Genomic DNA, 24,830 nt, shown 5'->3' with positions numbered 1-24,830 from the left:
TGAGCACAATTGGAGGAAAAACAGATATCGAAGTCAAAAAAATCGCTATAATTTTTGCGACATTCATAAAAAAACAAATGAAAATCTACTACCACCTCCCCGGCCTATTTGAATTTTACGACTTATACAAGGCGTTTCTGCCGCTTTGGCGCGAGCACCGGGAATATTTTTACGACTGGTGCGAAATCGGATCCATTTACGGAGCGCCAAGCGACTGCATTTGGGGCGGTGGGCGCGTAGGCTTCGGCGATGCAGAGCCGCGGAAAGTCGCAGCGCTCATGCACAAATACGGGATTTCAGCACGACTCACTTTCAGCAATTCATTGATTCGCGAAGAGCACCTTGCCGACACTCGATGCAATAAGCTGTGCAAAATGTTCGAAAAAGGCGCAGTTTCCAGCGCTGGCGAGATGCGCGCAGTTCCCAATGCAGACAAGAGTCGCGAGTATTCCGATGCAAGCGAAATGAACACAGTTCAAAACGGAATCATTGTCCATTCTGACATGTTGCTGAATTACATCAAAGCAAAATACCCTGGCTTCTATTTTGTATCCTCAACTACAAAAGTTATCACCGATTTTGAGCAGTTCAAAGCGGAACTGGACCGCGAAGAATTCCGCTATGTCGTTCCCGATTTCAGGCTCAACAAGCAATTCGACAAACTGTATACGCTTACTGATACGCAAAAGCAAAAGGTCGAATTTTTATGCAATGAATGTTGTTGGTTCGGCTGCTACGACCGCAAAAAATGCTACGAGAATGTGAGTCAGAAAAGTCTTGGCGAAAAAAGTGAAGACCATGTCTGCGTTTCGCCCACAGCCCAAAGGGGTTACCGCTTCTCCGACGCCATGAAGAATCCCGGCTTCATCGGAATCAAGGACATTCAAAACATCTACGCCCCCGCAGGATTCCAGCACTTCAAAATCGAAGGTCGCAGCCTCGGCAGCGCCCTCATTTTGGAATTTCTACTTTATTACATGACCAAGCCCGAGTATCAACTTAAAGTCCGCGAAGAAATTTATCTAGACAGTACGCTAGATTTATTTTAACACTCCTAACAGAAATTTTAAACGATGAAAGACGCAAAAAAAACGAAACCCGCAAAGAGAATTTTCATGACCATCCTGATTATCATCGCCACCATCATTTTACTTTCAGCAATTTGGTTTAACATTCCCTATTCGCCCGTCAAAACGCAGTTCCACAATGATGTCGCAACAAGGTTGAAAAGTTCCGCAGCAATCACCGGAACGCTAGATTCTGCGAGTATCGCAAGCCTCCCTCCCCTCATTCAAAAATATCTCAAAACGAACGGTTACATCGGCAGCGAAAGGCGCTCGCACTTAATCATGGAATACAAAGATGTCGATTTCGGCATGGGCGTAAACAAGCCGCGAATCAAAATCGATTACACGCATGTGGACTTTGCCGATTCGCCAAATAGGCTCGCCTTTATCGACAGCAAAATGTTCGGCATTCCATTCCAAGGCTACGATTACTACATGAACGGCAAAGGCGGCATGAAAGGTGTGCTCGCAAAGCTCGTTACGCTATTTGACCAGACCGGTCCTGCAATGGACAAGGCTTGCCTCATCACCTATCTCGCCGAAGCATTCTTTTTGCCAGAAGCACTCCTAAAAGATTTCATCACATTCACGCAAATTGACGAACGCACCGTAGAAGCCACAATCACAAACAAAGGCGTAACAGCTACCGGTATTTTCCACTTCAATGACGCTTACGAAATGACCTCGTTTACAACAAATGACCGCGGTCAAATTTCACCCGACGGAACAATTGAATACACCCCGTGGGAAGCGCAATGCGAAAACTACAAAACCTATTCCGATGGCATCAAACGCCCCACCGTTTTCCGCGCCGTATGGAAAAATAAAGACAGCGACTTCGTCTATTTCGACGGGGAAATCAACAAAGTGAATGGAGCGATCCGTCCTTAAAGAACTTCGTGCAAAAATAAAACAAAAAATCCCGGCAAAACCGGGCTATATAATGCAGTTAAAAATATTCGCTCCAGCCAAACGGCATTCAATTTCTTCTTTCGCAATCATTTCTCGCTCCAATTCAGTCAAGGTTGTTTTGTCCAAGTTTTCGATTTTGATGCGTTTTAAAGCTTCATTGACAATTCCGTTTCCAAAGTCAGGGAGCGGGTCGCCCTCATGCGCGTGTTTGAGCACATAAAGCCACGCGTCAACAGGATTTTCTACCCCGTCTGCGGTCTTATTGAACTTCGGCAGATTAACCACGATATACTTTTTTAGGAAAAATCGTTTCTGCCTTTTCATTACTCAAAGGGGTTAAAGCACAATCACGTTTAATTTCTATTTTATCCGCCATGACTCTTCTTTTAGGCATCCTTTTCTTAGCGCTTTTCATAAGCGCAATTGTCCGCGGCAAGTTTACGTACGGTCAAGCCGACTACGACTTCCACGAGCATCCAATCCAATTCATCATCGTGCTCACATTTATTCTAGGCGTAGCCGCGCTTTGTTTTTACCGATTTATCGTAGAATTATAAGCAAGACTTTTTCAAGAGTTTATTATATTAAGCTTCTGTTGAAAAGCAAACGGAGCAAAGAGGTTCTTTATGAGTGAAGAAAAGGTTACTAGCGAATGCAACGCAGAAGACGTTAAAGCCATTACAAAGAAATGTGCCGAAACATGGATGAAGCGCATCCGTAATTTTGCGGGATTCCTAGGAATGATTCTTCCGTGGATAGCGCTCACTGGCGCCGCAATCGTGGCCAAAGCACAGCCAAACATCATCGCCGACGATTTCTGGGAAACGCTCTCCATCTCAGCGACCTATTACCTAACGCCATCTCTGACCGGGATTCTTACAACAGCGGCAATCGTCCTGATTTGTTATAAAGGTTATGACTGGCGCGACAATCTTGTTTCTACGCTGTCCGGCATTTTCGGATTGATGATTGTCATATTCCCTTGCAAATGTTCAATTGCCCCAGGCACTGTCGGATTTTTCCAGCTGCCGGTGGACATCTCGGACAAGATCCACTGTACAGCAGCAGTTCTATTTTTCCTGCTATTAGCCATAAACAGCTTATTCTTGTTCACACTCGGCGAAAGCAACACCAAGCAGAAAAGGATTAGGAACATCATTTATAAAGTCTGCGGTATCGGAATGTTCTCCACGCTGATTTTATTAATTCTCCCCATCACCTTCTCTGCCAAAATATTCATCGTCGAAGCCATTGCGCTCACGTTCTTCGGCGTGAGCTGGCTCGTGAAAGGTCAATTTTTCGGTCTGCTTGCAGACAAATAAATTCTAGAATGCAAAAGCGAGGCCAATTCCGCCCTGCGGAATCACGCCAAACTTTACCTGCAAGCTAGTCTGGGAATCAAGATTCTTGTTGTAGATTTCCACAGCAGAATCAAAATAATTCCCAGAAACATAGCCAAGCAAGAAAGCAAGGCCACAAGCACCCACACCGCCAAGTGTAAGCGGCATGCCAAGATCGCTATCGCCCTTAATCCAGGCAACAACGCCATAACCAACAGCAGCACCACCCGCAGTTGCAATAACAAGAGCCGGATAGTAGAACACCTTCGAAGCGCTCAGATCACTTGCAGCTTCTGAGTTCGTTTTCAAGGCGGCTTCAACAGCTTCCTGCGTCACCATGTTTTCACCGATGAACCACTTCTTTTCTACTTGAGAAATTTTTCCAGCATTGGATTTCGGTGCAGAAGAAACTTCGCTATATTCACTTGTAGAACCATTAGACGAGTAGCTGTCCCAGGACTGGGCAAAAGAGGCACCCACAAGCATCAATAGGGAAACAAGAACGGCGTAAATAGACGTGCGCATTTTTTCTCCTGACTAGAAAGCAAAACCTAAATAGACATCAATTGCTATACCAAAGGAATTTTGGACAAAACTGCCAACATCCACATCATCAGACGAAGCAGACGCAGTGGCAAAACCAAGGCCAGCATCAAAGCCAAACACAAAGTGTCCATTTACATATTTATGGCCCGCAACGACAGCCCCACCAATAGAATTAGCAGTTGCACTAACGCGAGAATTGGAAGCATCAACAGATGCAAACCATAATTCAGGTTCCACATACCATCCCTTATGGCCTTTACCGCTTACATAGAAACGGAAACCTTCTTCAATGCCAAAACCAGAAGCAGTAACACCGTTATTAGTGCCATTCACATAAGCAGGACGGGTTATCAAGGAAAAGAAGGAACCAAAGCCGGCTTCAAAGTTTAAGTGGAAGATAAATACACCTTGCGCACCATAGACAATCGTGCTCATCGGGTGGAACACAAGAGCAAACTTTTTATCTTCATATTGAGGGCTAACGACAGATTGATATTCTGCAGAAGCCTTATTCTGTTCAAGAACGCCTGCAGCAGCATCGGCATCTTCAGAAGAGCCATAACCATAGGGATTACCTGCAAAAGCCATACTTGCAAGCATTACGGAAAACACAAAAATCTTTTTAAGCATTCCAGCTCCATTTTTTAAGTTTTTCGTAAATTTACAAAATTCACTTTCCAGAGTCAACTTTTTACGTAAAAATATTTTACCAAGATAATTCGCTATTTATTCAAATTCAACTTTAATTTCTACGCCAGGAACCCATGCCTTGGGCGCATTCAAAATCGGAGAAAGAACTTTGCGCACAACCGCAAGGTTTTGCGTTTTAATATAGAGCTTTACCCAGAACACATTTTGCACTTTCGGTACAAACGCATCGACAGGCCCAAGCACCGTCATCGAAGATTCTTTGCGCAAAATACTTTCTAGACGATTTACCGAATCACGGAGCAAGTTCTCATCTTTCGATCCGCAACTGATTTCAACAAGCTTGCAGAACGGCGGATAAAAAGCCATTTGCCGATTTGAAAATTCCATATCGGCAAATCCATTGAAATCATGGCGAATAGCATATTGCATCACGGGTTCTGTCGGATTGAGCGTCTGGATAAACACGCGGCCTCCGCCATCGGCGCGCCCCGCGCGGCCCGCCGTCTGGCTCAGTAGCTGATACAAGCGTTCCGTCGAACGGAAATCAGGAATACCAAGCCCAGAATCAGCGCCGACAATTCCAACGAGCTTTACACCCGGAAAATCATGGCCTTTTGCAACCATCTGCGTACCAAGCAAAATGTTGTATTCGCGATTCCGAAACGATGTCAATATTTTTTCGACAGCGCCTACATTCTGCGTTGTATCGCGATCCATGCGAATCACCTTTGCATTGGCGATCCATTCCTGAATTTCTTCTTCGAGCTTTTCAATCGCGCCACCAACAAATTCATAAGTTTCCGAACCACATGTCGGGCACGGCGTATCAACATGATACAGCGCCGCACAGTAATGACACATCAGCGCATTGTACTGCTTATGATAAACTAATGGAATATGACAGTGTTTGCAATAAAGAGTTTCACCGCATTTAGAACAAACTCTAATCTTAGAATAACCTCGACGATTCATGAGGATAATCGCCTGGTCGCCGCCCACGATGCAATCCGAAAGCGCTTCGCGCAACGTAGGTGACAAAAGCATTCCCTTCTGCTGGCGGACCTTGCCCATGTCAATCACGTTCACCTCAGGGAGCGGTGCCGCCGTGGCTCGGTTCTTGAGCGTCAACAGCTTGATGTTTCCAGTCTTTGCATTGCGATACGTTTCAAGGCAAGGTGTTGCAGAGCCAAGCACGACAAGCGCCCCGTACTTTTGCGCCAAGTGGAAAGCCAAGTCACGCGTATGGTAACGCGGAGCCGGGTCCTGCTGTTTAAACGAAGAATCATGCTCTTCGTCCAAAATAACAACATCAAAATCAAACGGCGAAAGAATTGCACTGCGTGTTCCAAGCACAACCTTAGCCGAACCGTCGAGTACGGACAAGTAACCAGCGCGCTTTTGCGGAGCCGAGAGTGCCGAATGCAGCACAACTACAGGAACTTTCAAATAGTCTTCAAAACGAGACGCCGTCTGCGGAGTAAGCCCAATTTCAGGCACGAGAATGAGTACACGCTTATTGCGCTTAAGCGCTTCGCGTACCAATTCCTGATAAACTCTCGTCTTGCCACTGCCGGTCACACCATGCAAAAGCGATCCACGAAAACCGTCCTTATCCAAATCATCCACAAGACTGGCAAGTGCAGTCTCCTGTTCAGCTGTCAAGGGGGGCAAGTTCGAACAGACGACCATTTCAGGTCCAACCGATGGAGCCTCACCCCGAGGTTCAGCATTTTTTTCGGCGAGTAATGCATCAAGATACTTATCAAAATCTGCCGGCCAAAACACATTCAATGCGCGCATGGGCGTTGTTATATAATACTTAGCGACCCATTCCAGCGATTCCATATAACGTCCAGAAAAGACGTATCCAGACTCATGCGGGCATGCATACCGAACATCAAAAGCAGGTTTTTCATCATGAACGCGGCAGACCAAAGCAAGAGAGGGCTTACGCCGAGCCAGCTGCACCCAGACAACACTTCCCCGCACAATATTTACACCTTCAGGCACCCCGTAAGTAAAAACAGATGGGGACAAGGGAATATAGACTTCGCAAAAACGAGAGAGAAGCGCCGAATTGCAGCGTTCCTTAACCATCTCTGGAGCCGTTGTCTTGGGTATTCTTTTAGCCACGGGGCAAAGATAGTATTGTTACAAGCTTAAATGGGCATAAATTCGCACTGTTTTTCCTGACCGTAATATTTTTTTAGTTAGATTATGCTATATGGAGCTGAGGAAGCCCCACCTACCTATTGGAGATATTATGAGCATTTTTGACGCATTTAAACCGAAATGGCAAAATTCCAACCCAGCAAAGCGCATCGAAGCCATTGCCGACTTGGATGAACTCACTTGTCAAGATATTATTGAACGAGTTGCCCTTTCCGATGATAATGTCGAAGTGCGAATGGCTGCAGTTAAGAAACTTGCAATTATTAAGACACTTCAGGAAATTTCTACGAAAGACAATGACTCCGGCGTACGCCGTTTGGCCGAGACAAGAGCCTTCGAAGAAATCGTCAAAAAATTGAAGAGCTTTAACGAATCCGCGCTGAATAGTGAAGTCCTCGGTTACATCGAAGCCATCAAGGATACTCGTTATACCGAAGACGTCCTCAAGGCTACAGACAACGTAATTTTAAAGAAAGAACTTGTCAAGCAGTGCAGCAAGCAGTCCTTGCTCGCCCAGATTGCAACGCGCGATTCCAGCGAAGAAATCGCACTGCAAGCTGCAGACCGCGTGACATCGGAAACGCTTCAAGCCGACCTCATCAAGAGTTCCAAGCACACCTCCGTCCGCAAGAAAATTTCGGACAAAGTTCGTGCAAAGAAAGATGCTGAAGACAACGGCAAAAAGGCAGCCGAACTCTTGCAGAGCAAGCGCGAAGCGCTCATCAAGCAGGCTCACTTCCTCGCCGCCCAGAAGGACGCATTTGCCACCAAGCCGCAATTTGACGACTTGATGAACGAAGCAAACGCTCTCGGCATGGGCGAATCTACAGCAACGCTCAATGAAATTTACGAAAGCTTCAACAAGTTCTACGACGAAGCAAACGCCGCAAAGAAGGCCGCCGAAAATGCCGAAGCCGAAAAGCAGGCAAAGATTGCACGTCTCACGGAATCGCTCACTGAACTCGAAGGTTTGCTCGAAGCCGGCACGACAGAAGAAAATGCAGACCGCGTGAACGCAATCATCCAGGAATGGAACGAAGGCAAGTCCGTCATGGACGCCGCCTTGATCAAGCGCTTCAACAACGCCTACTTCAAGTCCCAGGAAGCAAAGAAAATTGAAATTCCGTCCGCAGAATCTGAAAACGCAAGCGAAGAAGAAATTGCCATCCGCAAGAGCCTTCTCGAACGTCTCCAGGCGCTTTCCGAAACGGAAATCGATGAAAACACGGGCAAGCATCTGCATGCCATCGTCCGCGAATGGGAAAAGCTCGCCCTCCTCGAAGGTGACGATCCGATCCTCCAGGCTTACAATGCACTCCGCACTAAGCTGAATGAACTCATCAGCGCCTTCAACGAAAAGGCCCAGAAGGTCATCGAAGAAAATTCCAAGAAGCTCCGCGGCCTCATCGAACGCATCCAGAACATCGACGAGAACCAGGAGTTCCGCGAAATCCACAAGATTCTCCGTGACACTTATCAGGAATGGAAGGAAATCGTCGGCGAACAGAAGTTCAAGTACCACGATCTCTGGCAGGAATACAAGATTGCCACCTCCCGTTTCCAGGAAATGCAACAGTGGGAAAACTGGCACAACGAAAAGGACCGCGACACCATCATCGAAGAAATGGACGCGCTCTCCAAGGAAACTCCGAGCCAGGCCGTGCTTGCCAAGTTCCGCGAACTCTGCGGCAAGTGGCGTGAAATCGGCCCGATTTCTGCAGCCAAGTTCCAGGACTACCGCGACCGTTTCCAGGCCCTCGTAGACAAGGTCAAGGAAAACTGCGCTCCGTTCATCGAAGAACAGAACGCCGAACGCCAGAAGAACCTCGTTGACAAGGAAGCCCTCTGCCAGAAGGTCGAAGAACTCGTTGCAAACGCCGAAATCTTCTGGAAGGACAAGTTCAAGGCCGTGCAGGAAATCCAGGAAAACTGGAAGAACATCGGCATGGTCCCGAAGGAAGCTTTTGCCGCTTTGAACAAGCGCTTCAAGGACGCCGTGAACGCCTTCTATGCTCAACATAAGGAAAATGTGAAGCGCGAAGACGATAGCCGCGAAGCCAATTACGAAAAGAAGGTCGCCCTCTGCATCGAAGCCGAAGCCATCAAGGATTCGACCGACTGGAACGCCACCTCCACGAAGCTCAAGCAGTTGCAGGATGCGTGGAAGGCTACAGGTCCAGTGCCGAAGAGCAAGTCCGACGAAATCTGGACGCGCTTCCGCACCGCTTGCGATTCCTTCTTCGAAAAGAAGCGCAGCCACTTTGAAGAAATGGATGCCGTAAAGCAGAAGAACCTCGAACAGAAGCAAGCCCTCTGCGAAAAGCTCGAAGCTCTCGACATCGCCAACATCACTCCGGAAGTCATCGAAGCCTACAAGGCCATCGATGCTGAATGGAAGACGATTGGCATGGTCCCGAAGGACGCTGTCGAATCCATCAACGAACGCTTCAACGCAATCGTGAATAAGATTGTCGCCAAGATGGCTGAATCTGACCCGGAACTCCAGGCCAAGATTGAAGACATCAAGAAGAAAAAGCAGGAAATGATCGAAAAGGTCCGCCAGTTTGCCGAAAGCGCAGGCTCCAACCAGCTCGCCGATGCCGTTCGCGACATCCAGAAGGAATGGGTTACGCTTGGTTCTTGCGGTAACGATGATGACGAACTCCGCAAGGCATTCCGCGATGTCTGCGATGACTTCTTCACCCGCCGTCGCGACCAGCTCGACATTCAGGAACAGGCTCGCCAGAACAATCTCCAGAAGAAGATTCTCCTCTGCGAACAGGCCGAAGACTTGCTCACCGACTTGAACGATCAGACGGTCGTCGCCTCGATGAACAAGGTCAAGCATTTCCGCCGCTTGTGGAAGGAAGTCGGAGCCGTTCCTCGTGAACACTCCGAAAAGATCTGGAAGCGCTTCAATTCTGCTTGCGACCAGGTGTTTGCCTTCGGCCGCAAGGACGAAAAGAAGGAAGAAGCTCCGGCAGCCGCAACGACCGAAGCATAAGCGATCAGAAAAGGTCTCCACGACCTTGCCAAGTTCACTAGACCTTGTCATGCCCGCCTCCGAGCGGGCATCTTCTTTTTATACACTGGAGAATGGAGATTCCCGTTCAAGACGGGAATGACAAATAGACTAAATCCTTCTGGATTTTCTATTTTTGGGGCTATGAAATTCCCGCCATGGACAAGTGTAAGCGAAGCAGCCCGCCTCCTCAAGGAAGGTGAAGTCGTCGCCATCCCGACAGAAACGGTTTACGGGCTCGCCGGTAACGCATTCGAGCCAAAAGCTCTCGCCAAGATTTTCGCCGCCAAGGAACGCCCGACGTTCGACCCGCTGATTGTCCATATCGCAGACATTGCACAGCTCACCGACATTGCAAAGGACATCCCCGATAGCGCCTACAAGCTCGCCGAAGCCTATTGGCCGGGTCCGATGACCATCATCCTTCCCAAGAAGGATTGCATCCCTGACCTTTGCACAAGCGCCCTCCCCTCCGTGGCTGTGCGCTTCCCGAGCCATCCGATTGCACAGGCGATCATCAAGGAATCAGGACTCCCGCTTGCCGCCCCGAGCGCAAACCTCTTTAAGCACGTGAGCCCGACAACGGCAGAACACGTTGCCGCCCAGCTCGCCGACCGCATCGCAGGCATTGTCGATGGTGGCCCCTGCTCCGTTGGCGTCGAGAGTTCCATCATCTCGCTCGTCGGCGAACCGACCGTGATGCGTCCAGGCGCCATCACGCCCGAGATGTTCAAAGCCGTCCTCGGTGAAGTGAAAATCAAGGAATCTACATCCAAGCCTGGCCAGCCGATGCTCGCCCCCGGCCAGTGCGATACGCATTACCGCCCACAAGTTCCGCTTTACTACGGCGAAGTTCCGGCAGGCTACACGCTCCCGGAGCATACCGTACGCATTGCGTTTGGCATACAAGCAGGCCCCATCCCCGCTACGGTAAACTTGTCCGCTACAGGTGACATGGTCGAAGCAACCTCCAAGCTTTACGCCTTCATGCACGACCTTGACAAGCCCGAATACGACTTGATTCTCGTGGACCCCATCCCGAACACGGGCGTTGGCATGGCACTCAACGACCGCCTGAAACGCGCAAGTATAAAGTCATTACCGTAAATACGAGATTATAGTTACTAGTTAGTAGTCATTGGTCATTAGAAAATATTGACATAAAATTTTCTAGAAACTCGTAACTTAGAGTTCTTAACTCAAATCGGGAACAGCGGATAATTTTCCTTAGTATAGGCGCGCGTGAATGCGTTGAAATGCCACCATTCGCTAGGGAGCATCACCCAGCCGGCGCGCTTCATGATATTGCGCAACAAATTGCGGTTATCAATTTGCTGTTGAGTGAGGCGCCCGGACTTTAAAGCATCCGCTTCGCCCACGATTCCCGCACAGCGTTCAAACGAATCAAAATCAGCACCCATGTCAAGCAAATTGCCAGTACTATCGGCAAGCCCTAAGTCAAGGGCCAAGCCATAATTATGGAGTCCGCCCGTCTTACCCGACGAGACAAAATTGCTATAAGGCGTTCCAGCAACAGAGCTTTTCAAAACAGCTTGTGCGTACATCGGGCGCGCGGCATCAAAAATCACAAGCGAATACCCCGGCAATTCTTTGGCGATAATCGAGAGCGCTCGCTTAAGCTTGGGCAATCCGTCCTTATGGATAAAAGCGCGCTGGATCCCGCAATACATATCATGGCCGGTTACGTTGTTAAACGTGGCATAGCGCAAATCCATGCGCAGCCCGCGCATGCGTGTAATTTCGACTAAATTTGAATCGTGACTTGCGTAATCCACCCATTGTTTTGCCGAAGTGCAATAACGCAAAGGCTTCGCAGGCTTCGGCGGCACAAACAAGCTATCCGTCACATGAGCAAACGAGAAAACCGCGAAAAGCGCAATTACTAAAATAATAGATTGCTTCGTCACTTCGTTCCTCGCAATGACAACTTGCGCGACTTCCTACTGTCTACTTCCTACCGCCTACTCACTAAATTCCCAGCTGCACTTCTACGCCAAACTGGAAAAAGAGTCCCATGCCCTTTGCGATAAACGGTACCAGGTCATAGCCATTTGCAGTATTTTTGTCCTTATCGCGAGCAACCCAAGAGCGTTCACGACCGTTTTCAGAACCAAGGAATCTAAGTGCGCCCACATCGAGCTTCGAGAAGATGTTGTCGAGTTCCAAATAGAATCTTGCATTTCTAAAGAAACCCTTCGTCTTCGTCAAATCGAGATTCACGCGCACGTCGGTTCTGTACAAATCCGTAAACTTGTTATAGTCCTTGAGTTCTCGGGTTCCGCTCTTGCCATCCGATGCCGGTTTAATGGCATAGTAATAAAGAGGTCTATGCCATGCTGCATGGTGCGTCAATATAACCGACACGATGGAATCCTTTCGCGGATAATACCTAAAGTGCGAGACTACATCCAGACGGGAGTTGGCTTCCCATGGCAAGGACTTGCCTCCCTTCAGTTCATATTCACCATAAACAGAGCTTGCATTCATTGCCATCGAGAAGTGGTGCGAAGTTTTCCATTCGAACGAACCCGAAGCGCCGGTAACCCAGGCAAAATCAATCGGAGTCACATCTTTATAATTTGCAAAAGCTTTCGGCAACGGCAGCAAAGGATCAAAGTAGAAACGTCCAAAGCCCGAGAACTGGGCAACCAAATATTTTGAACGGTAACCCAAGCCCAACTTGAGCGACGTCCCGGATTCCAGGCGCCCAGTCAAATCACCATCGTCAAAATAATGTTTCCAGTCTGCACGATAAGCGGCATTACCAAAGAGTCTCCAGTAAGCGGTATCCGTCCTGGACAAATTGCGTTCCATATCAAACGAAGCCGTCGGAAGCGCCCTATGGTCAGCAGCATCGGCAACTGCGCCCACAGAAATCATGTGTTCCGAATAATCATTTTTCCAGTCTAGCGTTACAGCACCCGACAAGACGCCTGTCTGGTAGTCACTACTTTCTTCGCCACCAGGAACCGGATAGCTACGTTCAACCAAGTGATGTTCATAAAGAATTGCGCCACGCAAGTCAGCACCGAAAATATCCGCATTGAAATTCTTGTCTGCACCAGCACTCAGTGTTGTATGAGTCTGGCTGTAACCATCAATAAACGATCTTGCCGTCGGGTCCGAGATCTTGCCCGTACGGAATCCCGTCGTATCGCGCAGCGTGTCGCTTAGACTTTCACGGACAAGTCCCGCATGGAAGCTCGTTCCGAACTTCGACGCATACTCGGCTCCGATGACCAAATAGCTTTGACTACCTTCAATAATATCAATTGAATTGACGGCGCCATAAGTAGACGAAGTATCCTGGCTCACCTTATATTCATCAGAACTGTACAACGTCCGCAAAGCCCAAGTCGCATTTCCCAAGGAATCAGAACCGTTCAACTGCGCATAAATGTCAAACGCCGAAAGGTCAAACGGGTCCGAAGACTTCACCTTGCAGTCGCCAGAGCAGTCGTCGTTACGCTTACGGAATTCCGTAAAGAATTTTTCGCCCAAGTTCTTGAGCATATCACCATCCAGGCGACGGAATGCAAAGCGGAAGCTATCCCAGATAAAGAATGGAGCATCAAGAACCACTTCCTGGAGCGTAAGCCCTGCAGAGCCTCTTAAGCCCCATTCGCCTTTTGTCTGCTCAGGAATATACTGGATCGAAGTTGCAAGACCTTGCCCAAGCGGTCCCTGACCGTAATGGTCGTGGACTTCAATGCCGCTCAATGTATGCGGGTTCACGATGGACAAGTTGCCCGGGAATCCGACGTCCAAGTGGCGCATATTCGGAATGCGGAGGCGGCCCAAATGGTACGCCACATCGCTTGCACGGGATCCATCATAATAAAGGGCACTGCTAAAATCCTTCTGTCCCGAAACCCCAGGCATCTGGCTCAAATGCTCCGTCAAGTCAAATCGCATGCCGGCAGCATCTTCAAGCTTTTCGAGCTTCACAGTGCGTTCGACTTCCCATTTGATAGGTTCACCATCACCGATAATCGTGCTTGCGCCGAGGTTTGTAACATTCGTGCTAAGCGTAATGACCATGTCCAGAAGATCTGCAAAATCTTGCAGTTCCACAAAGACGCTATCGTAGCCTTCTTTTTTAAACACGAGCGTCGCATTTTTAGAATCCACCGTCAGCTCGAAACGACCTCGGGAATCAGTCTCCCCGATGCGCTTGCCGGACTGATACGAGACAGCAACATCCTTGATAGGCAAGTCCGATTCAGCCTCAAGAACGACACCAATAACTGTTGTTGGCGAAGCTGCAAGGACCCCAACCACAACAAATAGGACAAAACTGAAAATTAGACGAAAATTCATGCTTTCAAAATAGATAATTTATGCAAGAAAATTTTTAGCCACGCCGCAACATCTTATATTATACGCATGCTTAAAGTTTATTTAATCCAGCTGGACAGTGCCAAAGGCGATAAAACCGAGAATATCGCAAGAGCAAAGAGAATTATTCTCGAAAAAAAGCCTACAGAAGGAAGCCTTGTGCTCCTCCCCGAAATGTTTGCCACGGGCTACGTACCGGCCAATCTAAGCGAAGCTGCCGAAGACTTCAGCACTTGCAAATCAGGCGAAACCGCACACATGCTTTCCGAAGTCGCGACCGCAACAGGCTGCACCATCATGGGTGCAGGCATTTCAAGAGCGCGTGAAGCAAACAGCTGCAATCAATTTTTAAACCACGTCAGCATATACAATCCGCGCTCAGCCCAGGAATTCTGCGGATACGATAAAATGAATTTGTTCTTTCCAGAAAAGGATTCGTTCCGACCAGGGGTTGAGGTTAATTTATTTAAACTGCAAGATTGGACGGTAGCATCGTTTATCTGCTACGATTTGCGCTTCCCGGAAATTTTCCGCCATGCGACACAAAAAGGTGCAAAACTCATCACGATCCAGGCGGCATGGCCCGCCAAAAGGCGCGCCCACTGGGAAACGCTCCTCAAGGCACGAGCCATCGAAAATCAGGTCTATATCGCCGCCGTCAATGCCGTAAGTGAATCCCCAGACACCCAGGTTCCACTCGCCGGCACGTCTCTCATCATTTCACCCAACGGCGACATCCTCGCCGAAGGCCCTGCCCAAAGCGAAGCCGTCATTTCTGCCGAACTGGACCTCGAGGCCGAGCGCCACTACCGCAAGTCTTTCCCTGTTCTCGACGGAATTGTCCCATCGGAATTTTTATAGGCACTACTCAAAAATCGGCCTTGGACAACTTGTCAATTCTAATTCATTAACCATCAATGTGTTACAGAACACATTTTTTATATATTTGCCAAAAATTTTTCTTTCCAATATTGACATTTTTGCCACAGAAAAATTATTTTTATATTACATTCTATAAAATAAGAGGCTCTATATGGCAACAACAAGCAAGATTGATGAAGCAAAGGAACTTATCAAAGCAGGTCTCAAGCGCGAACTGATCTTAAAGATGACCTCCATTTCTGAATACGAGTACAGCCTGATCCAACGTGAACTCGCTACAGCATAAGTTCTATTTTGCAGCTCATTTTAGACATTCCCGCCCAGAAAGCAACAGACGGCATATCCAGGAAAGCCGCCGTTATTGCCTGTTACAAAGACGGGAGCCTCTTGCTCGATGCGAGGGACAACCTCAAACCCGCAAGATTCACAATGCACCCCACCGACAAATTTCCGTGGAGTACATTCATCGAAAAACTGCTTGCCGCATGGCAACTCTGCGACTACAGTGATGTTCCAGAAGCATTCAAGCCCATCAAACAGATTCCGCCCTTCGTCGTCGAAGGCCTTCCACGCGAACCCGTCCCGCAGCAGCTAAAAGTTTTAGCCTCACTGCGCTCCCAGGGATATTTCGCACCTCTCACAAGTCCAGGTAAATAGCGGATAAAACGAAAAAGAAAGTGCCCTCTCCTAATCCCGCTCGAATCTAGTCATGAACTAGTCGAAACATAATCGAAGACACTTTCTTTATTTTTCCAAGGAGAATCCACCCTTCCATCTCCTATGGTTTATATTATACATTATTTGATCGAGAAAAATTGTTATTAAAAAAATATTTTCATCTGAGAAATTATATATTCGAAACATGAACCTCATAAAATATTTTAGCAAACAACGCTGGTTCATGGGGAAAAACAGAAACGTAACCCGTGTGGATCAGCTCGATTCCACAGAGGCCGGAGGCACTCGCATCAGGCTTGCAAAAGTCTCGTTTGCCGATGGCGAAAGCGATATTTACGCAATCATCGATGACGAGAACGCGGTCGGAAAGATTCTCGAAGACGCATTCCTCGACGGTGCACAGCAATCCATATTTTCAGGCGACAAAGGATTCTTTTCGTTTCGGCTTACAAGACCGATTTCTAGGGGCGCCCTCACAAGCATCAAGCCCATTTCAAAGGAACAGAGCAATTCCGCATTCTGCGCTCCAGGGAAGTTTTTCTTCAAGCTTTATCGCAGGCTAGAAGCAGGAATCCACCCCGAAGCCGAAATTCTGGAAGCCTTGAACAAGGCCGACAGTAGCCGCGTCCCGAGGCTCTATGCAGTGTGCAACTACAAGACGAAAGGCGGCGAAATTTACACGTGGGGAATCCTCGAAGAGCATTTCCCGAACGCTCTTGACGCCTGGAGCGAGTTCTGCAAAAACATGGATAGCACGGACGCCTTCCAGCTCGGGATGTCCACAGCACAGATGCACGAAAGCCTCAAGCGTTTAAGCGGTCCAAAATACAGCGGCATCGAGCCTCCGTTCGACCGATTGCAACAATTGCTTCAAAGCTCAACGGACACTGAATACGCACCGCAACTGCGCGAGAAGCTCCCGGAACTGCGCATCCGCTACAGCGACCTTCTCCGCGAGACTTTCAGCGACAAGACCATCAAAAAGCAGCGCATCCACGGGGATTACCATCTCGGGCAGGTGCTGATCACGCAAAGTGCGAACGGCACCAAGCATTTCGAGATGATTGACTTTGAAGGGGAACCCACGCGCAGCCTCGACTACAGGCGCACCATCCGCTCCCCCGCCGTCGATATTGCAGGCATGCTCCGCAGTTTTGCCTATGCAGGCGCCGTTGCCAAGGCCGACCCGGCCGAAGCGCAAAAAGCGTTTGTCACCGGATATTCCAAGGTCTCCGGGATTTCCACCGAAGAAATCGAGAAGGAATCCAAGCCCTACATTCTCGCGAAAGCCATCTACGAAGCATGCTACGAGCTGGAATTTAGGCCCGATTGGTTCTGGATCCCCGCCAAAGCGCTACTTGCGCTGTAAGATTCAATAATAAAATGTCCGTATTTTCACAATAAAACATTTTGTAGTCAATGCGAGACATACTTGTAATTCCTAAAAAAAAATAAATCGTCGAGAGAATAAAGCGTCGGCCAAGGTATTTTCTTCGCAGTAGCGTGCAAAACGAGTGTTGCGACGGGCTGCTTGCAGACCGGCATAACCGAGTGAAGCCGCTGACGCCAGAGGCGTCAACTCCGAGCTGGGGCCCCGCCCGCATAATTTTCATTTTGATTCTAAATCAACTCTAAGGCAAAGCCATCAACATTTTCTATATTTGGCGTCATCATGACACCAGAAGAAATGGAACAGTTACTCCGCAAGGAAGCCGCAGAACTCGTCAAGACCGAGCCGTTTTCGAAGTTGATGCTCGAAGAGCAAATCCTTAACCGCAAGAACTTTGCGGATATGCTTGGAGTCACCCTCGCCTGTCAGCTCGCCGGCGAAGTCATCGACCGAGCAGAACTCGAGAAGATGTTCGGCGTCATGTACGAAAAGTATCCCAAATTGCTTATTTGCGCGACAAAGGACTTGCATGCAACAGTCCTTCGCGACCCCGCTTGCACGGGCCCCCTCGAACCGCTGCTGTTTTTCAAGGGGTTCCAAGGACTGCAAGCCTACCGCGTCGCCCATGCCCTTTATGAAGAAGGCCGCCACTTCCCCGCCAAGATGCTCCAGAGCATCATCAGTCGCAAGTTCGGCATGGACATTCATCCGGCAGCAAAAATCGGCTACGGACTTTTGGTGGACCACGCCACAAATATCGTCATCGGCGAAACCGCAACCGTCGGAAACAACGTGAGCTTTTTGCATGGCGTGACCTTGGGCGGTACGGGTAACGAAATCGGCGACCGTCACCCGAAAGTCGGAAATGGAGTGATGCTCGGTGCACATGCCCAGCTGCTCGGCAACATCCACATCGGAGACGGTGCAAAGATCGGCGCTGGCGCCGTGGTACTTTGTGATGTTCCTGCTCACACGACTTATGCAGGCGTCCCGGCCGTTCAGGTGGGGCACCCGCACGATGACATGCCGAGCTTCAACATGCAGCAAGACTTCACGCGCGACAAGAATTAAACGGAAGAACGTTCAAGGCGAGAATCGCGCAAATGAACAAGGCCGCGAAAATCAAATTCATTGGCGATAAGCTGGACGAACTATACCCGAATCCGCCCATTCCGCTGGATTTTACAAGCCCATTCACACTCCTCGTTGCCGTTGTTTTAAGCGCCCAATGCACCGACATCCGTGTGAACCAGGTGACCGCGGTTCTCTTTAAAGAAGCAAACACTCCCGCCAAGATGATCAAGCTCGGAGTAGACCGCATTGCCGAAATCATCAAGCCCTGCGGTTTCTTTAACACCAAAAGCGTGAACATTTTCAAGCTCTCGCAAGCGCTCGTCGAAAAGTTCAAAGGCGAAGTCCCACACACGTTCGAGGAACTCGAAAGCCTCCCTGGAGTCGGACATAAGACGGCAAGCGTCATCATGAGCCACATTTTCAAGCTCCCGGCATTTCCGGTCGATACGCACATTCATCGTCTCGCCGAACGCTGGGGTTTAAGCGACGGTTCGAGCGTCGAAAAGACCGAAGAAGATCTAAAAAAAGCTTTTCCCAAAGAAGAATGGGAAAAGCGTCATTTGCAAATCATTTATTTTGGGCGCAATTACTGCAAAGCGCGCGGGCATAAAGACGAAGAGTGCCCGATATGCTCCGTAGTAAAAAAGCACAAGTAACCCTAAAAAAGGAGATTCCCGCTCGGTGGCGGGAATGACAAAGGAGCCGAGTGATGCAGAAACATGCTTGCATGTTTCTATATCCGAGGCGAACATGTCAGGCCACGATGTGGAATGACAAGATGGTGACACCCTTACCTTCTACGCGATGGTGGCGCAGGAGGGTTATGTGAGCCGTGATGGCGTTCTGAATGGCGAGAATTCCAACGATTTTCCTCATCGTCATTTGAGCTAGAAGCCTGCGGCGGTGGCGGAGGTGGTGCCGGACGCTTGTAATTCGACGGCGGTGGTGGCGGAGCCGGACGACTATTGTTTGACGGCTGTACCGATGGTGTTTCCTGACGTTTGTTCAACGTGCGCGACGGAGCCGGCGCAGGAGCGGAGGGTCGCCTTTCCCACGAAGAATGCGGGCGTGGTGGTGGGTTGTCAAAACGCCCACGCGGAGGAGGATTGTTCAAACGCGGACCCGGCGCAGGTCTGGGCCTTGCACGATGACGCGGAGGAGGCGCATAGCGGTGCGGATGGCGATAATGCGGGCGGCGGTGCACCCAGTCATAATAAAACGGATCCCAGCCCCAATAAATGAGTCCTGAACCAATCCATGTCCCGCTAACATAACGGATTCGAGCGTTATCATTCGATACGACATAATAAACAACACGCGGATCGTATTCGGGAACATACACATATTCTTCGCGAACTGGCTGAATGGATACGTTATCATCAACGGTCACCGCAACCTTGTCATCGCTCTGTAAATAGCCATTCTTGTGAGCGACCTTGCGCATTCTCTGCACAGCATCCATCACATCGGCTTTTTGCATTTCAACCGCTTCGCCAAGCTGTTTTGTCCATGTCGCATATTTCGTCATTTTACGGAGCACATCCGGGAACGGAATGAGCGCGATTACCGATTCATCGTATTCCAATTCGGCACGTTCAATGGCATAAGCCAAATCGTCGCCCTTCAGATGGCGATTCGCATTTGCAAAAGCCGAAGCTCGGGGAATATCTTCAACATGCTCGGAAGCCCCCAAGACATGGACCAGGAGCGGATCCGGATAAAGCGCAATCGTCGAAACAAGCGTATCCAGTTCCGAAGGCGTGTAACGGGACTGCGCGTTCGCCATCAGCGGGAACGCAAGCATAGCCACGAGCAGAGTCATTAAACGTTTCATAAGACCTCCTTTTTTAAAGGACCTCTTTTTAATCTACAATTTTTTTACAGCAAAAACAAAAGACCCCGGCTGTTAAGCCGAGGACATAAAATCTAATTCGGATTAGAACCGAGCGAGACAAGGCGCGAGACCCCGTAGCGTACTAAGCGTACGTGAGGGGGTGAGCAACGCCGTATCGCGAAGGTTATAATTCGAATTTACTTTGTCGGGTTGAAAGAGTCCTTCAATCCCACCGTGCGGTTGAACACGAGGTGACCCGGCTTGGAGTCTTCGCTATCGAGGCAGAAGTAGCCCTGACGCATGAACTGGAAGCGGTCTTCGAGCTTGGCGTTTGCAAGTGCCGGTTCGACCTTAGCTTGCTTGATGACCATGGAATCCGGGTTCAAGTAATCGTGCCAGTCTTCGCCTTCCGGAACCTGAGCAGGATCTTCGAGCGTGAACAAGTTATCGATCAAACGAACTTCGGCGTCTACAGCGTGTTCAGCAGAAACCCAGTGGATCGTGCCCTTGACCTTGCGGCCATCCGGAGATTCGCCACCCTTGCTGAGCGGGTCGTATTCGCAGTGGATTACCGTGACCTTGCCGTTTTCGTCCTTTTCGACGCTCTTGCAAGTGACAAAGTAAGCGCCCTTGAGGCGGACTTCGCCTTCCGGCTTCAAGCGGAAGTACTTCTTCGGCGGTTCTTCCATGAAGTCATCAGCTTCGATGTAGAGTTCACCGCTGAACGGCACCTTGCGGGTTCCTGCGTTCGGGTCGTTCGGGTTGTTCTCGACTTCGATCATTTCGACCTTGCCCGCTTCCCAGTTGTCAATCACGAGCTTGACCGGGTCAATCACGGCCATCACGCGGTTAGCGGTCTGGTTCAATTCTTCGCGGATGCAGAAGTAAAGGAGGTTCACATCGACCATGGAGTCGGCCTTGGAAACACCGATGCGGCTGCAGAACTCGCGAATGGAGCTCGGGGTAAAGCCACGGCGGCGGAAACCACAAACGGTCGGCATACGCGGGTCGTTCCAGCCAAGCACAGCCTTCGTCTGTACAAGTTCAAGGAGCTTACGCTTGCTCATCATCGTGTACGTGAGGTTCAAGCGGGCAAATTCAATCTGCTGCGGACGGTTCTGCAAACCAAGTTCAATGAGGAACCAGTCATAAAGCGGACGGTGGGCTTCGAACTCGAGCGTACAGATGGAGTGCGTAATGCCTTCGATCCAGTCGCTGATCGGGTGGGCAAAGTCGTACATCGGATAGATGCACCACTTGTCGCCAGTACGATGGTGTGTGCAATGCTTGATGCGGTAGATGACCGGGTCACGCATGTTCATGTTCGGGCTTGCGAGGTCAACCTTGGCACGGAGGCACTTTTCACCGTCGGCGTACTTGCCGTCGCGCATTTCGTGGAAGAGCTTCATGTTTTCTTCAACGCTACGGTCGCGGTAAGGACTCGGGCGGGAGGGTTTGCCGGCATCGTTGCCGCGGTATTCCTGCATTTCGTCGCGAGTCAAATCTTCGACGTAAGCCTTGCCCATTTCAATCATCTTTTCGGCAAAGGCGTAAATCTGGTCGTAGTAGTCGCTTGCGAAAAATTCTTCTTTCCATTCAAAGCCGAGCCACTTCACGTCTTCGCGGATGGAATCGACGTATTCCACATCTTCCTTGGTCGGGTTCGTGTCGTCGAAGCGGAGGTTCGTAAAGCCACCGAACTTCTTGGCAGTGCCGAAGTTCAAGCAGATGGACTTGGCATGTCCAATGTGAATGTAGCCGTTCGGTTCAGGCGGGAAACGCGTCAACACGTGGTCGCGCTTGCCGGTCTGGAGGTCGTTAACGATAATGTCCTGAATAAAATTCGAAGATTCGGGGATTTCCATATTTCAATCCTTTGATTTTTACAGCGGATAATTTAGAAAATAGACGAGAGACGAGAGACGAGAGACGAGAGGAAATAGTGGCAATATAAGGTTACAGAACTTAAAGCAAACAATCTTCGGTAAGCATTTCTATTTTTACACTAGAATGGCAAATATTGGATATAGTTTTTTATTGGTTCTGGCGGCATTCCTTTGGGGATCCACCTTTGTCGCACAAATCGAAGGCAACGACATCGGTCCGTTCGCGTTCGTGTGCATGCGAAATTTCATCGCCACGGGAGTCCTCTTCGGGCTGGCTAAAGTTTTAGACAAGCTCGGCAAGAATCCAAGGCGTCCCAAGAACAAGGAAGACCGCCGCAAGCTCTGGAAAGCAGGCTTATTCTGCGGACTAACGCTTTTCTTTGCGATGAACTTGCAACAGACCGGGCTTTACCTGGGCTGCTCTGCCGGAAAGGCGGGGTTCCTCACCACCTGTTACATCATATTCGTCCCGATCCTGAGTCTGTTTTTCGGCAAGAGGATTTCCACTAAAATCTGGCTTTGCGTCGCCATCACGGTCATCGGGCTTTATCTGCTCTGCATCAAGGGCGATTTTTCAATCGAGATTTCCGATACGGTTCTGCTCTTGTGCGCGCTCGCTTTTGCAGCACACATTCTCGTTATCGGGAAGTACGGTCCCTACATGGACAATGTGAGACTTTCGGCCATTCAGTTTCTCGTAGTCGCAACGCTTTCCATTTTCCCGATGTTCTTTGTAGACCTGAAAGGGAGTTTCGCAAGTTTCGGCACGATCATTGAAGTCTATTCGCATTTCGGGCCGTGGATTCCGCTTTTGTATGCCGCGATTCTTTCGAGCTGTGTAGCGTTCACATTGCAAATTATCGCCCAAAATAAAATAAGGCCCACCCTAGCATCGCTACTGATGAGCCTTGAATCGGTATTTTCTGTAATTTCTGGATGGGCTGTTCTTGGCGAACGATTCACCCTTCAGGAAGGAATCGGCTGTGTGCTAATGTTTACCGCCGTCATCCTTGCGCAAGTCAAAATCAGACGCCGATAGAAGCATACTTAAACAACCAGAGGGAGATTCCCGCTCAGTGGCGGGAATGACATATTAGACATTCTTCTTGGTACGCTTTTTAATCATCACGAGCGTACCGAAGGTCAGCACGAAGCCGAACAACAGCGAAAGTATGGCGCTGCGGGTGAAGCCCGCGACAATGTAAGTCACAAATGAAATTGCAGCTACAACGAGTACGTACGGAATCTGCGTGTTGACATGGTTCACGTGATTGCATTCCGCACCGGCACTTGCCATAATCGTCGTATCCGAAATCGGAGAGCTGTGGTCACCGCAAACGGCACCCGCCATGCATGCAGAAATCGAAATGACCATGAGGCTGTAATCCACACCGCCAAACGCCGCCACGACAATCGGGATGAGGATGCCGAACGTGCCCCAGGATGTTCCCGTTGCAAAAGCAAGGAACGCAGCAATCACAAAGATAATCGCCGGCATGAAGTTCATGAATCCAGCGGCACCGCCCTTCACAAGGCCCGCCACAAATTCCTTTGCGCCAAGCGCATCTGTCGTGCCTTTAAGCGTCCATGCCAAAGCCAAAATCAAAATTGCAGGTACCATCGCCTTGAAGCCATCCGGCAAGCAAGCCATGCAATGGCTGAAGCGCAATACGCGGCGGCTCATATAGAAGCAAACGGTAAAGGTAAACGCGCCAAACGAGCCAATCGCAAGACCGACAGATGCATCACTAGAAGCAAAAGCATCGACAAAGCCCTTTGCCGCATCGCCCGATGCAAAATAGCCGCCCGTATAAATCATGCCGAGCACACAGAACACAATCAAAGAGGCAATCGGCATTACAAGATCAAGAACTCCGCCTTTTGTCGATGTAAAATTCAATTCTTCAAAATTATCGCCGACAGCATTTGTATGCATTTCGTGTTTTTTCATCGGACCGATATTCACATTCCAGATGACAACTAGGAACAAAGCAAGTATCGTCAAGAGAGCATAAAAGTTAAACGGGATAGCCTTGATGAAAAGCGTGAGGCCATCCTCCCCTTCCACGAATCCCGAAACCGCAGCGGCCCATGAGCTGATAGGCGCAATGATGCAAATCGGAGCCGCCGTAGAATCAATCAGATATGCAAGTTTTTCGTGACTCACCTTGAAGCGGTCTGTTACCGGGCGCATCACGCTACCGACCGTGAGGCAGTTGAAATAGTCATCGATAAAGATCAAGATGCCAAAGCAAATCGTCGCAATCTGCGCGCCGACTTTTGACTTGATATGCGTCTTGGCCCAGTTGCCAAAAGCGGCTGATCCCCCAGCCCTGTTCATGAGAGCGACCATTGCACCCAACATAACAAGGAACACGAGAATGCCCACGTTATAGGGGTCTGCGACCTTTGCAATCAAACCGTTCTTAAAAACGGCATCAAAGAATCCCGAACCCGTTCCTTGACAAAGAAGAAGCCCACCGACAATGACGCCCACAAAAAGCGACGAGTAAACTTCTTTACTGACAAGAGCTAGAACAATCGCGACAAGAGCCGGCACAAGCGCCCAGAAAGTTCCATAAGCCATTACTGTATTTGTGGCCTGTTCCATAAATTACTTTTCCTCTGGTTTTAATGATTCGAGCGGATTTTTAATCCCTGCATTTTCCAATTTCTGCAAGACTTCAATAGCGTAATCAATCGCATCCAAGGAACGCGAACTCGCATACATTCTCAGGTCAGAAAGCACATAAATAGCCCTCTGGTTGTTCATTTCTTTTTCCGACATAACCTCTCCTTTGCATTTTTCAAAAAAAATACGTAAAAAATCTAATTATTGCACGAAAATAAAATAGCTTTGCTCATTAAAATCCACCTTCTAGAAATCACTGGATCCTTCGACTCCACTACGTTCCGCTCAGGATGACACCACCCTTCCTACTTCCTACTTTTATTATCTATATTATAGGCGGGGTGCCTGCACTTAATACGCGGGCTGAGATTATACCCCTTGAACT

General features: G+C 49.2%; 23 protein-coding genes. 12 read left to right on the top strand and 11 right to left on the bottom strand.

Annotated features, from left to right (window positions below; all coding sequences use genetic code 11):
• The first annotated feature begins 77 nt into the window (after positions 1 to 77).
• Both B7990_RS01660 and B7990_RS01655 read left to right on the top strand, forming a co-directional pair.
• Positions 78 to 1,049 (top strand): hypothetical protein, encoded by a 972-nt coding sequence (locus tag B7990_RS01660; RefSeq protein ID WP_088639926.1) that lies wholly within the window; start codon positions 78 to 80, stop codon positions 1,047 to 1,049.
• A 66-nt stretch (positions 1,050 to 1,115) separates the two neighbouring features.
• Entirely contained in the window at positions 1,116 to 1,958 is an 843-nt protein-coding gene (locus B7990_RS01655) for a DUF6544 family protein (protein ID WP_088639925.1), read from the top strand.
• A gap of 45 nt (positions 1,959 to 2,003) precedes the next feature.
• Here the strand turns inward: B7990_RS01655 and B7990_RS01650 are convergent, their stop codons facing one another.
• Positions 2,004 to 2,264, bottom strand: coding sequence for an Rpn family recombination-promoting nuclease/putative transposase (locus tag B7990_RS01650; RefSeq protein ID WP_254917274.1), 261 nt, complete (start codon positions 2,262 to 2,264; stop codon positions 2,004 to 2,006).
• The gene (locus B7990_RS14905) at positions 2,257 to 2,394 is read right to left on the bottom strand and encodes a hypothetical protein (RefSeq protein WP_176407151.1); all 138 of its coding nucleotides are present in this window, start codon (positions 2,392 to 2,394) and stop codon (positions 2,257 to 2,259) included. The genes B7990_RS01650 and B7990_RS14905 overlap by 8 nt, the downstream gene beginning before the upstream one ends.
• A gap of 211 nt (positions 2,395 to 2,605) precedes the next feature.
• Between B7990_RS14905 and B7990_RS01640 the strand changes: the two genes are divergently transcribed.
• Entirely contained in the window at positions 2,606 to 3,301 is a 696-nt protein-coding gene (locus B7990_RS01640) for a hypothetical protein (RefSeq protein ID WP_088639321.1), read from the top strand.
• Between the two features lie 3 nt (positions 3,302 to 3,304).
• Here the strand turns inward: B7990_RS01640 and B7990_RS01635 are convergent, their stop codons facing one another.
• The 3 genes from B7990_RS01635 to priA form a co-directional block, all read right to left on the bottom strand.
• The gene (locus tag B7990_RS01635) at positions 3,305 to 3,844 is read right to left on the bottom strand and encodes a hypothetical protein (RefSeq protein ID WP_088639320.1); all 540 of its coding nucleotides are present in this window, start codon (positions 3,842 to 3,844) and stop codon (positions 3,305 to 3,307) included.
• A 12-nt stretch (positions 3,845 to 3,856) separates the two neighbouring features.
• Positions 3,857 to 4,495, bottom strand: coding sequence for a hypothetical protein (locus tag B7990_RS01630; protein ID WP_088639319.1), 639 nt, complete (start codon positions 4,493 to 4,495; stop codon positions 3,857 to 3,859).
• Between the two features lie 96 nt (positions 4,496 to 4,591).
• Entirely contained in the window at positions 4,592 to 6,649 is a 2,058-nt protein-coding gene (gene priA, locus B7990_RS01625) for a primosomal protein N' (RefSeq protein ID WP_254917273.1), read from the bottom strand.
• A 130-nt stretch (positions 6,650 to 6,779) separates the two neighbouring features.
• On the opposite strand from priA, the gene B7990_RS01620 reads away from it, so the two are divergent.
• A complete protein-coding gene (locus B7990_RS01620; RefSeq protein ID WP_088639317.1) occupies positions 6,780 to 9,692 on the top strand; it encodes a DUF349 domain-containing protein in 2,913 nt (970 codons plus the stop codon).
• Positions 9,693 to 9,854: 162 nt separating this feature from the next.
• Entirely contained in the window at positions 9,855 to 10,817 is a 963-nt protein-coding gene (locus B7990_RS01615; RefSeq protein ID WP_088639316.1) for an L-threonylcarbamoyladenylate synthase, read from the top strand.
• A gap of 92 nt (positions 10,818 to 10,909) precedes the next feature.
• On the opposite strand, the gene B7990_RS01610 is transcribed toward B7990_RS01615, so the two are convergent.
• Both B7990_RS01610 and B7990_RS01605 read right to left on the bottom strand, forming a co-directional pair.
• Complete coding sequence (locus tag B7990_RS01610; RefSeq protein WP_088639315.1) at positions 10,910 to 11,638, bottom strand: M15 family metallopeptidase; 729 nt, start codon at positions 11,636 to 11,638, stop codon at positions 10,910 to 10,912.
• A 61-nt stretch (positions 11,639 to 11,699) separates the two neighbouring features.
• Entirely contained in the window at positions 11,700 to 14,051 is a 2,352-nt protein-coding gene (locus B7990_RS01605) for a hypothetical protein (protein ID WP_088639314.1), read from the bottom strand.
• 66 nt (positions 14,052 to 14,117) lie between these two features.
• On the opposite strand from B7990_RS01605, the gene B7990_RS01600 reads away from it, so the two are divergent.
• The 6 genes from B7990_RS01600 (at position 14,118) to nth (ending at position 18,749) form a co-directional block, all read left to right on the top strand.
• Positions 14,118 to 14,930, top strand: a complete 813-nt coding sequence (locus B7990_RS01600; RefSeq protein WP_088639313.1) for a nitrilase-related carbon-nitrogen hydrolase — start codon at positions 14,118 to 14,120, stop codon at positions 14,928 to 14,930.
• 172 nt (positions 14,931 to 15,102) lie between these two features.
• Entirely contained in the window at positions 15,103 to 15,237 is a 135-nt protein-coding gene (locus B7990_RS15045) for a hypothetical protein (protein ID WP_254917272.1), read from the top strand.
• Positions 15,238 to 15,245: 8 nt separating this feature from the next.
• A complete protein-coding gene (locus B7990_RS01595) occupies positions 15,246 to 15,608 on the top strand; it encodes a hypothetical protein (protein ID WP_088639312.1) in 363 nt (120 codons plus the stop codon).
• Between the two features lie 205 nt (positions 15,609 to 15,813).
• Positions 15,814 to 16,998 carry a phosphotransferase gene (locus tag B7990_RS01590; RefSeq protein WP_088639311.1) on the top strand — a complete coding sequence of 395 codons (1,185 nt, stop codon included), beginning with the start codon at positions 15,814 to 15,816 and terminating at the stop codon, positions 16,996 to 16,998.
• A gap of 303 nt (positions 16,999 to 17,301) precedes the next feature.
• Positions 17,302 to 18,090, top strand: coding sequence for a serine O-acetyltransferase (gene cysE / locus B7990_RS01585; protein WP_088639310.1), 789 nt, complete (start codon positions 17,302 to 17,304; stop codon positions 18,088 to 18,090).
• Between the two features lie 32 nt (positions 18,091 to 18,122).
• On the top strand, positions 18,123 to 18,749 hold the full coding sequence (gene nth / locus B7990_RS01580) for an endonuclease III (protein WP_088639309.1): 627 nt from the start codon (positions 18,123 to 18,125) through the stop codon (positions 18,747 to 18,749).
• Between the two features lie 134 nt (positions 18,750 to 18,883).
• Here the strand turns inward: nth and B7990_RS01575 are convergent, their stop codons facing one another.
• Both B7990_RS01575 and B7990_RS01570 read right to left on the bottom strand, forming a co-directional pair.
• Complete coding sequence (locus B7990_RS01575) at positions 18,884 to 19,927, bottom strand: DUF3300 domain-containing protein (RefSeq protein ID WP_088639308.1); 1,044 nt, start codon at positions 19,925 to 19,927, stop codon at positions 18,884 to 18,886.
• Positions 19,928 to 20,124: 197 nt separating this feature from the next.
• Positions 20,125 to 21,792, bottom strand: a complete 1,668-nt coding sequence (locus B7990_RS01570; protein WP_088639307.1) for a glutamine--tRNA ligase/YqeY domain fusion protein — start codon at positions 21,790 to 21,792, stop codon at positions 20,125 to 20,127.
• 145 nt (positions 21,793 to 21,937) lie between these two features.
• Here B7990_RS01570 and B7990_RS01565 point away from each other — a divergent pair, with 145 nt between their 5' ends.
• Complete coding sequence (locus tag B7990_RS01565) at positions 21,938 to 22,852, top strand: DMT family transporter (RefSeq protein ID WP_088639306.1); 915 nt, start codon at positions 21,938 to 21,940, stop codon at positions 22,850 to 22,852.
• Between the two features lie 54 nt (positions 22,853 to 22,906).
• On the opposite strand, the gene B7990_RS01560 is transcribed toward B7990_RS01565, so the two are convergent.
• Positions 22,907 to 24,424: a Na+/H+ antiporter NhaC family protein gene (locus B7990_RS01560; protein ID WP_088639305.1), complete on the bottom strand. Its 1,518-nt coding sequence runs from the start codon at positions 24,422 to 24,424 to the stop codon at positions 22,907 to 22,909.
• 3 nt (positions 24,425 to 24,427) lie between these two features.
• Positions 24,428 to 24,601 carry a hypothetical protein gene (locus B7990_RS14900; protein WP_176407169.1) on the bottom strand — a complete coding sequence of 58 codons (174 nt, stop codon included), beginning with the start codon at positions 24,599 to 24,601 and terminating at the stop codon, positions 24,428 to 24,430.
• Positions 24,602 to 24,830: the final 229 nt, after the last annotated feature.

The sequence above is a fragment of the Fibrobacter sp. UWB4 genome (genome assembly GCF_002210345.1).
Classification (GTDB): Bacteria; Fibrobacterota; Fibrobacteria; order Fibrobacterales; family Fibrobacteraceae; genus Fibrobacter.
Note: the sequence above shows the minus strand (reverse complement) of the source record. Positions and strands in the feature narration are given on the sequence as shown.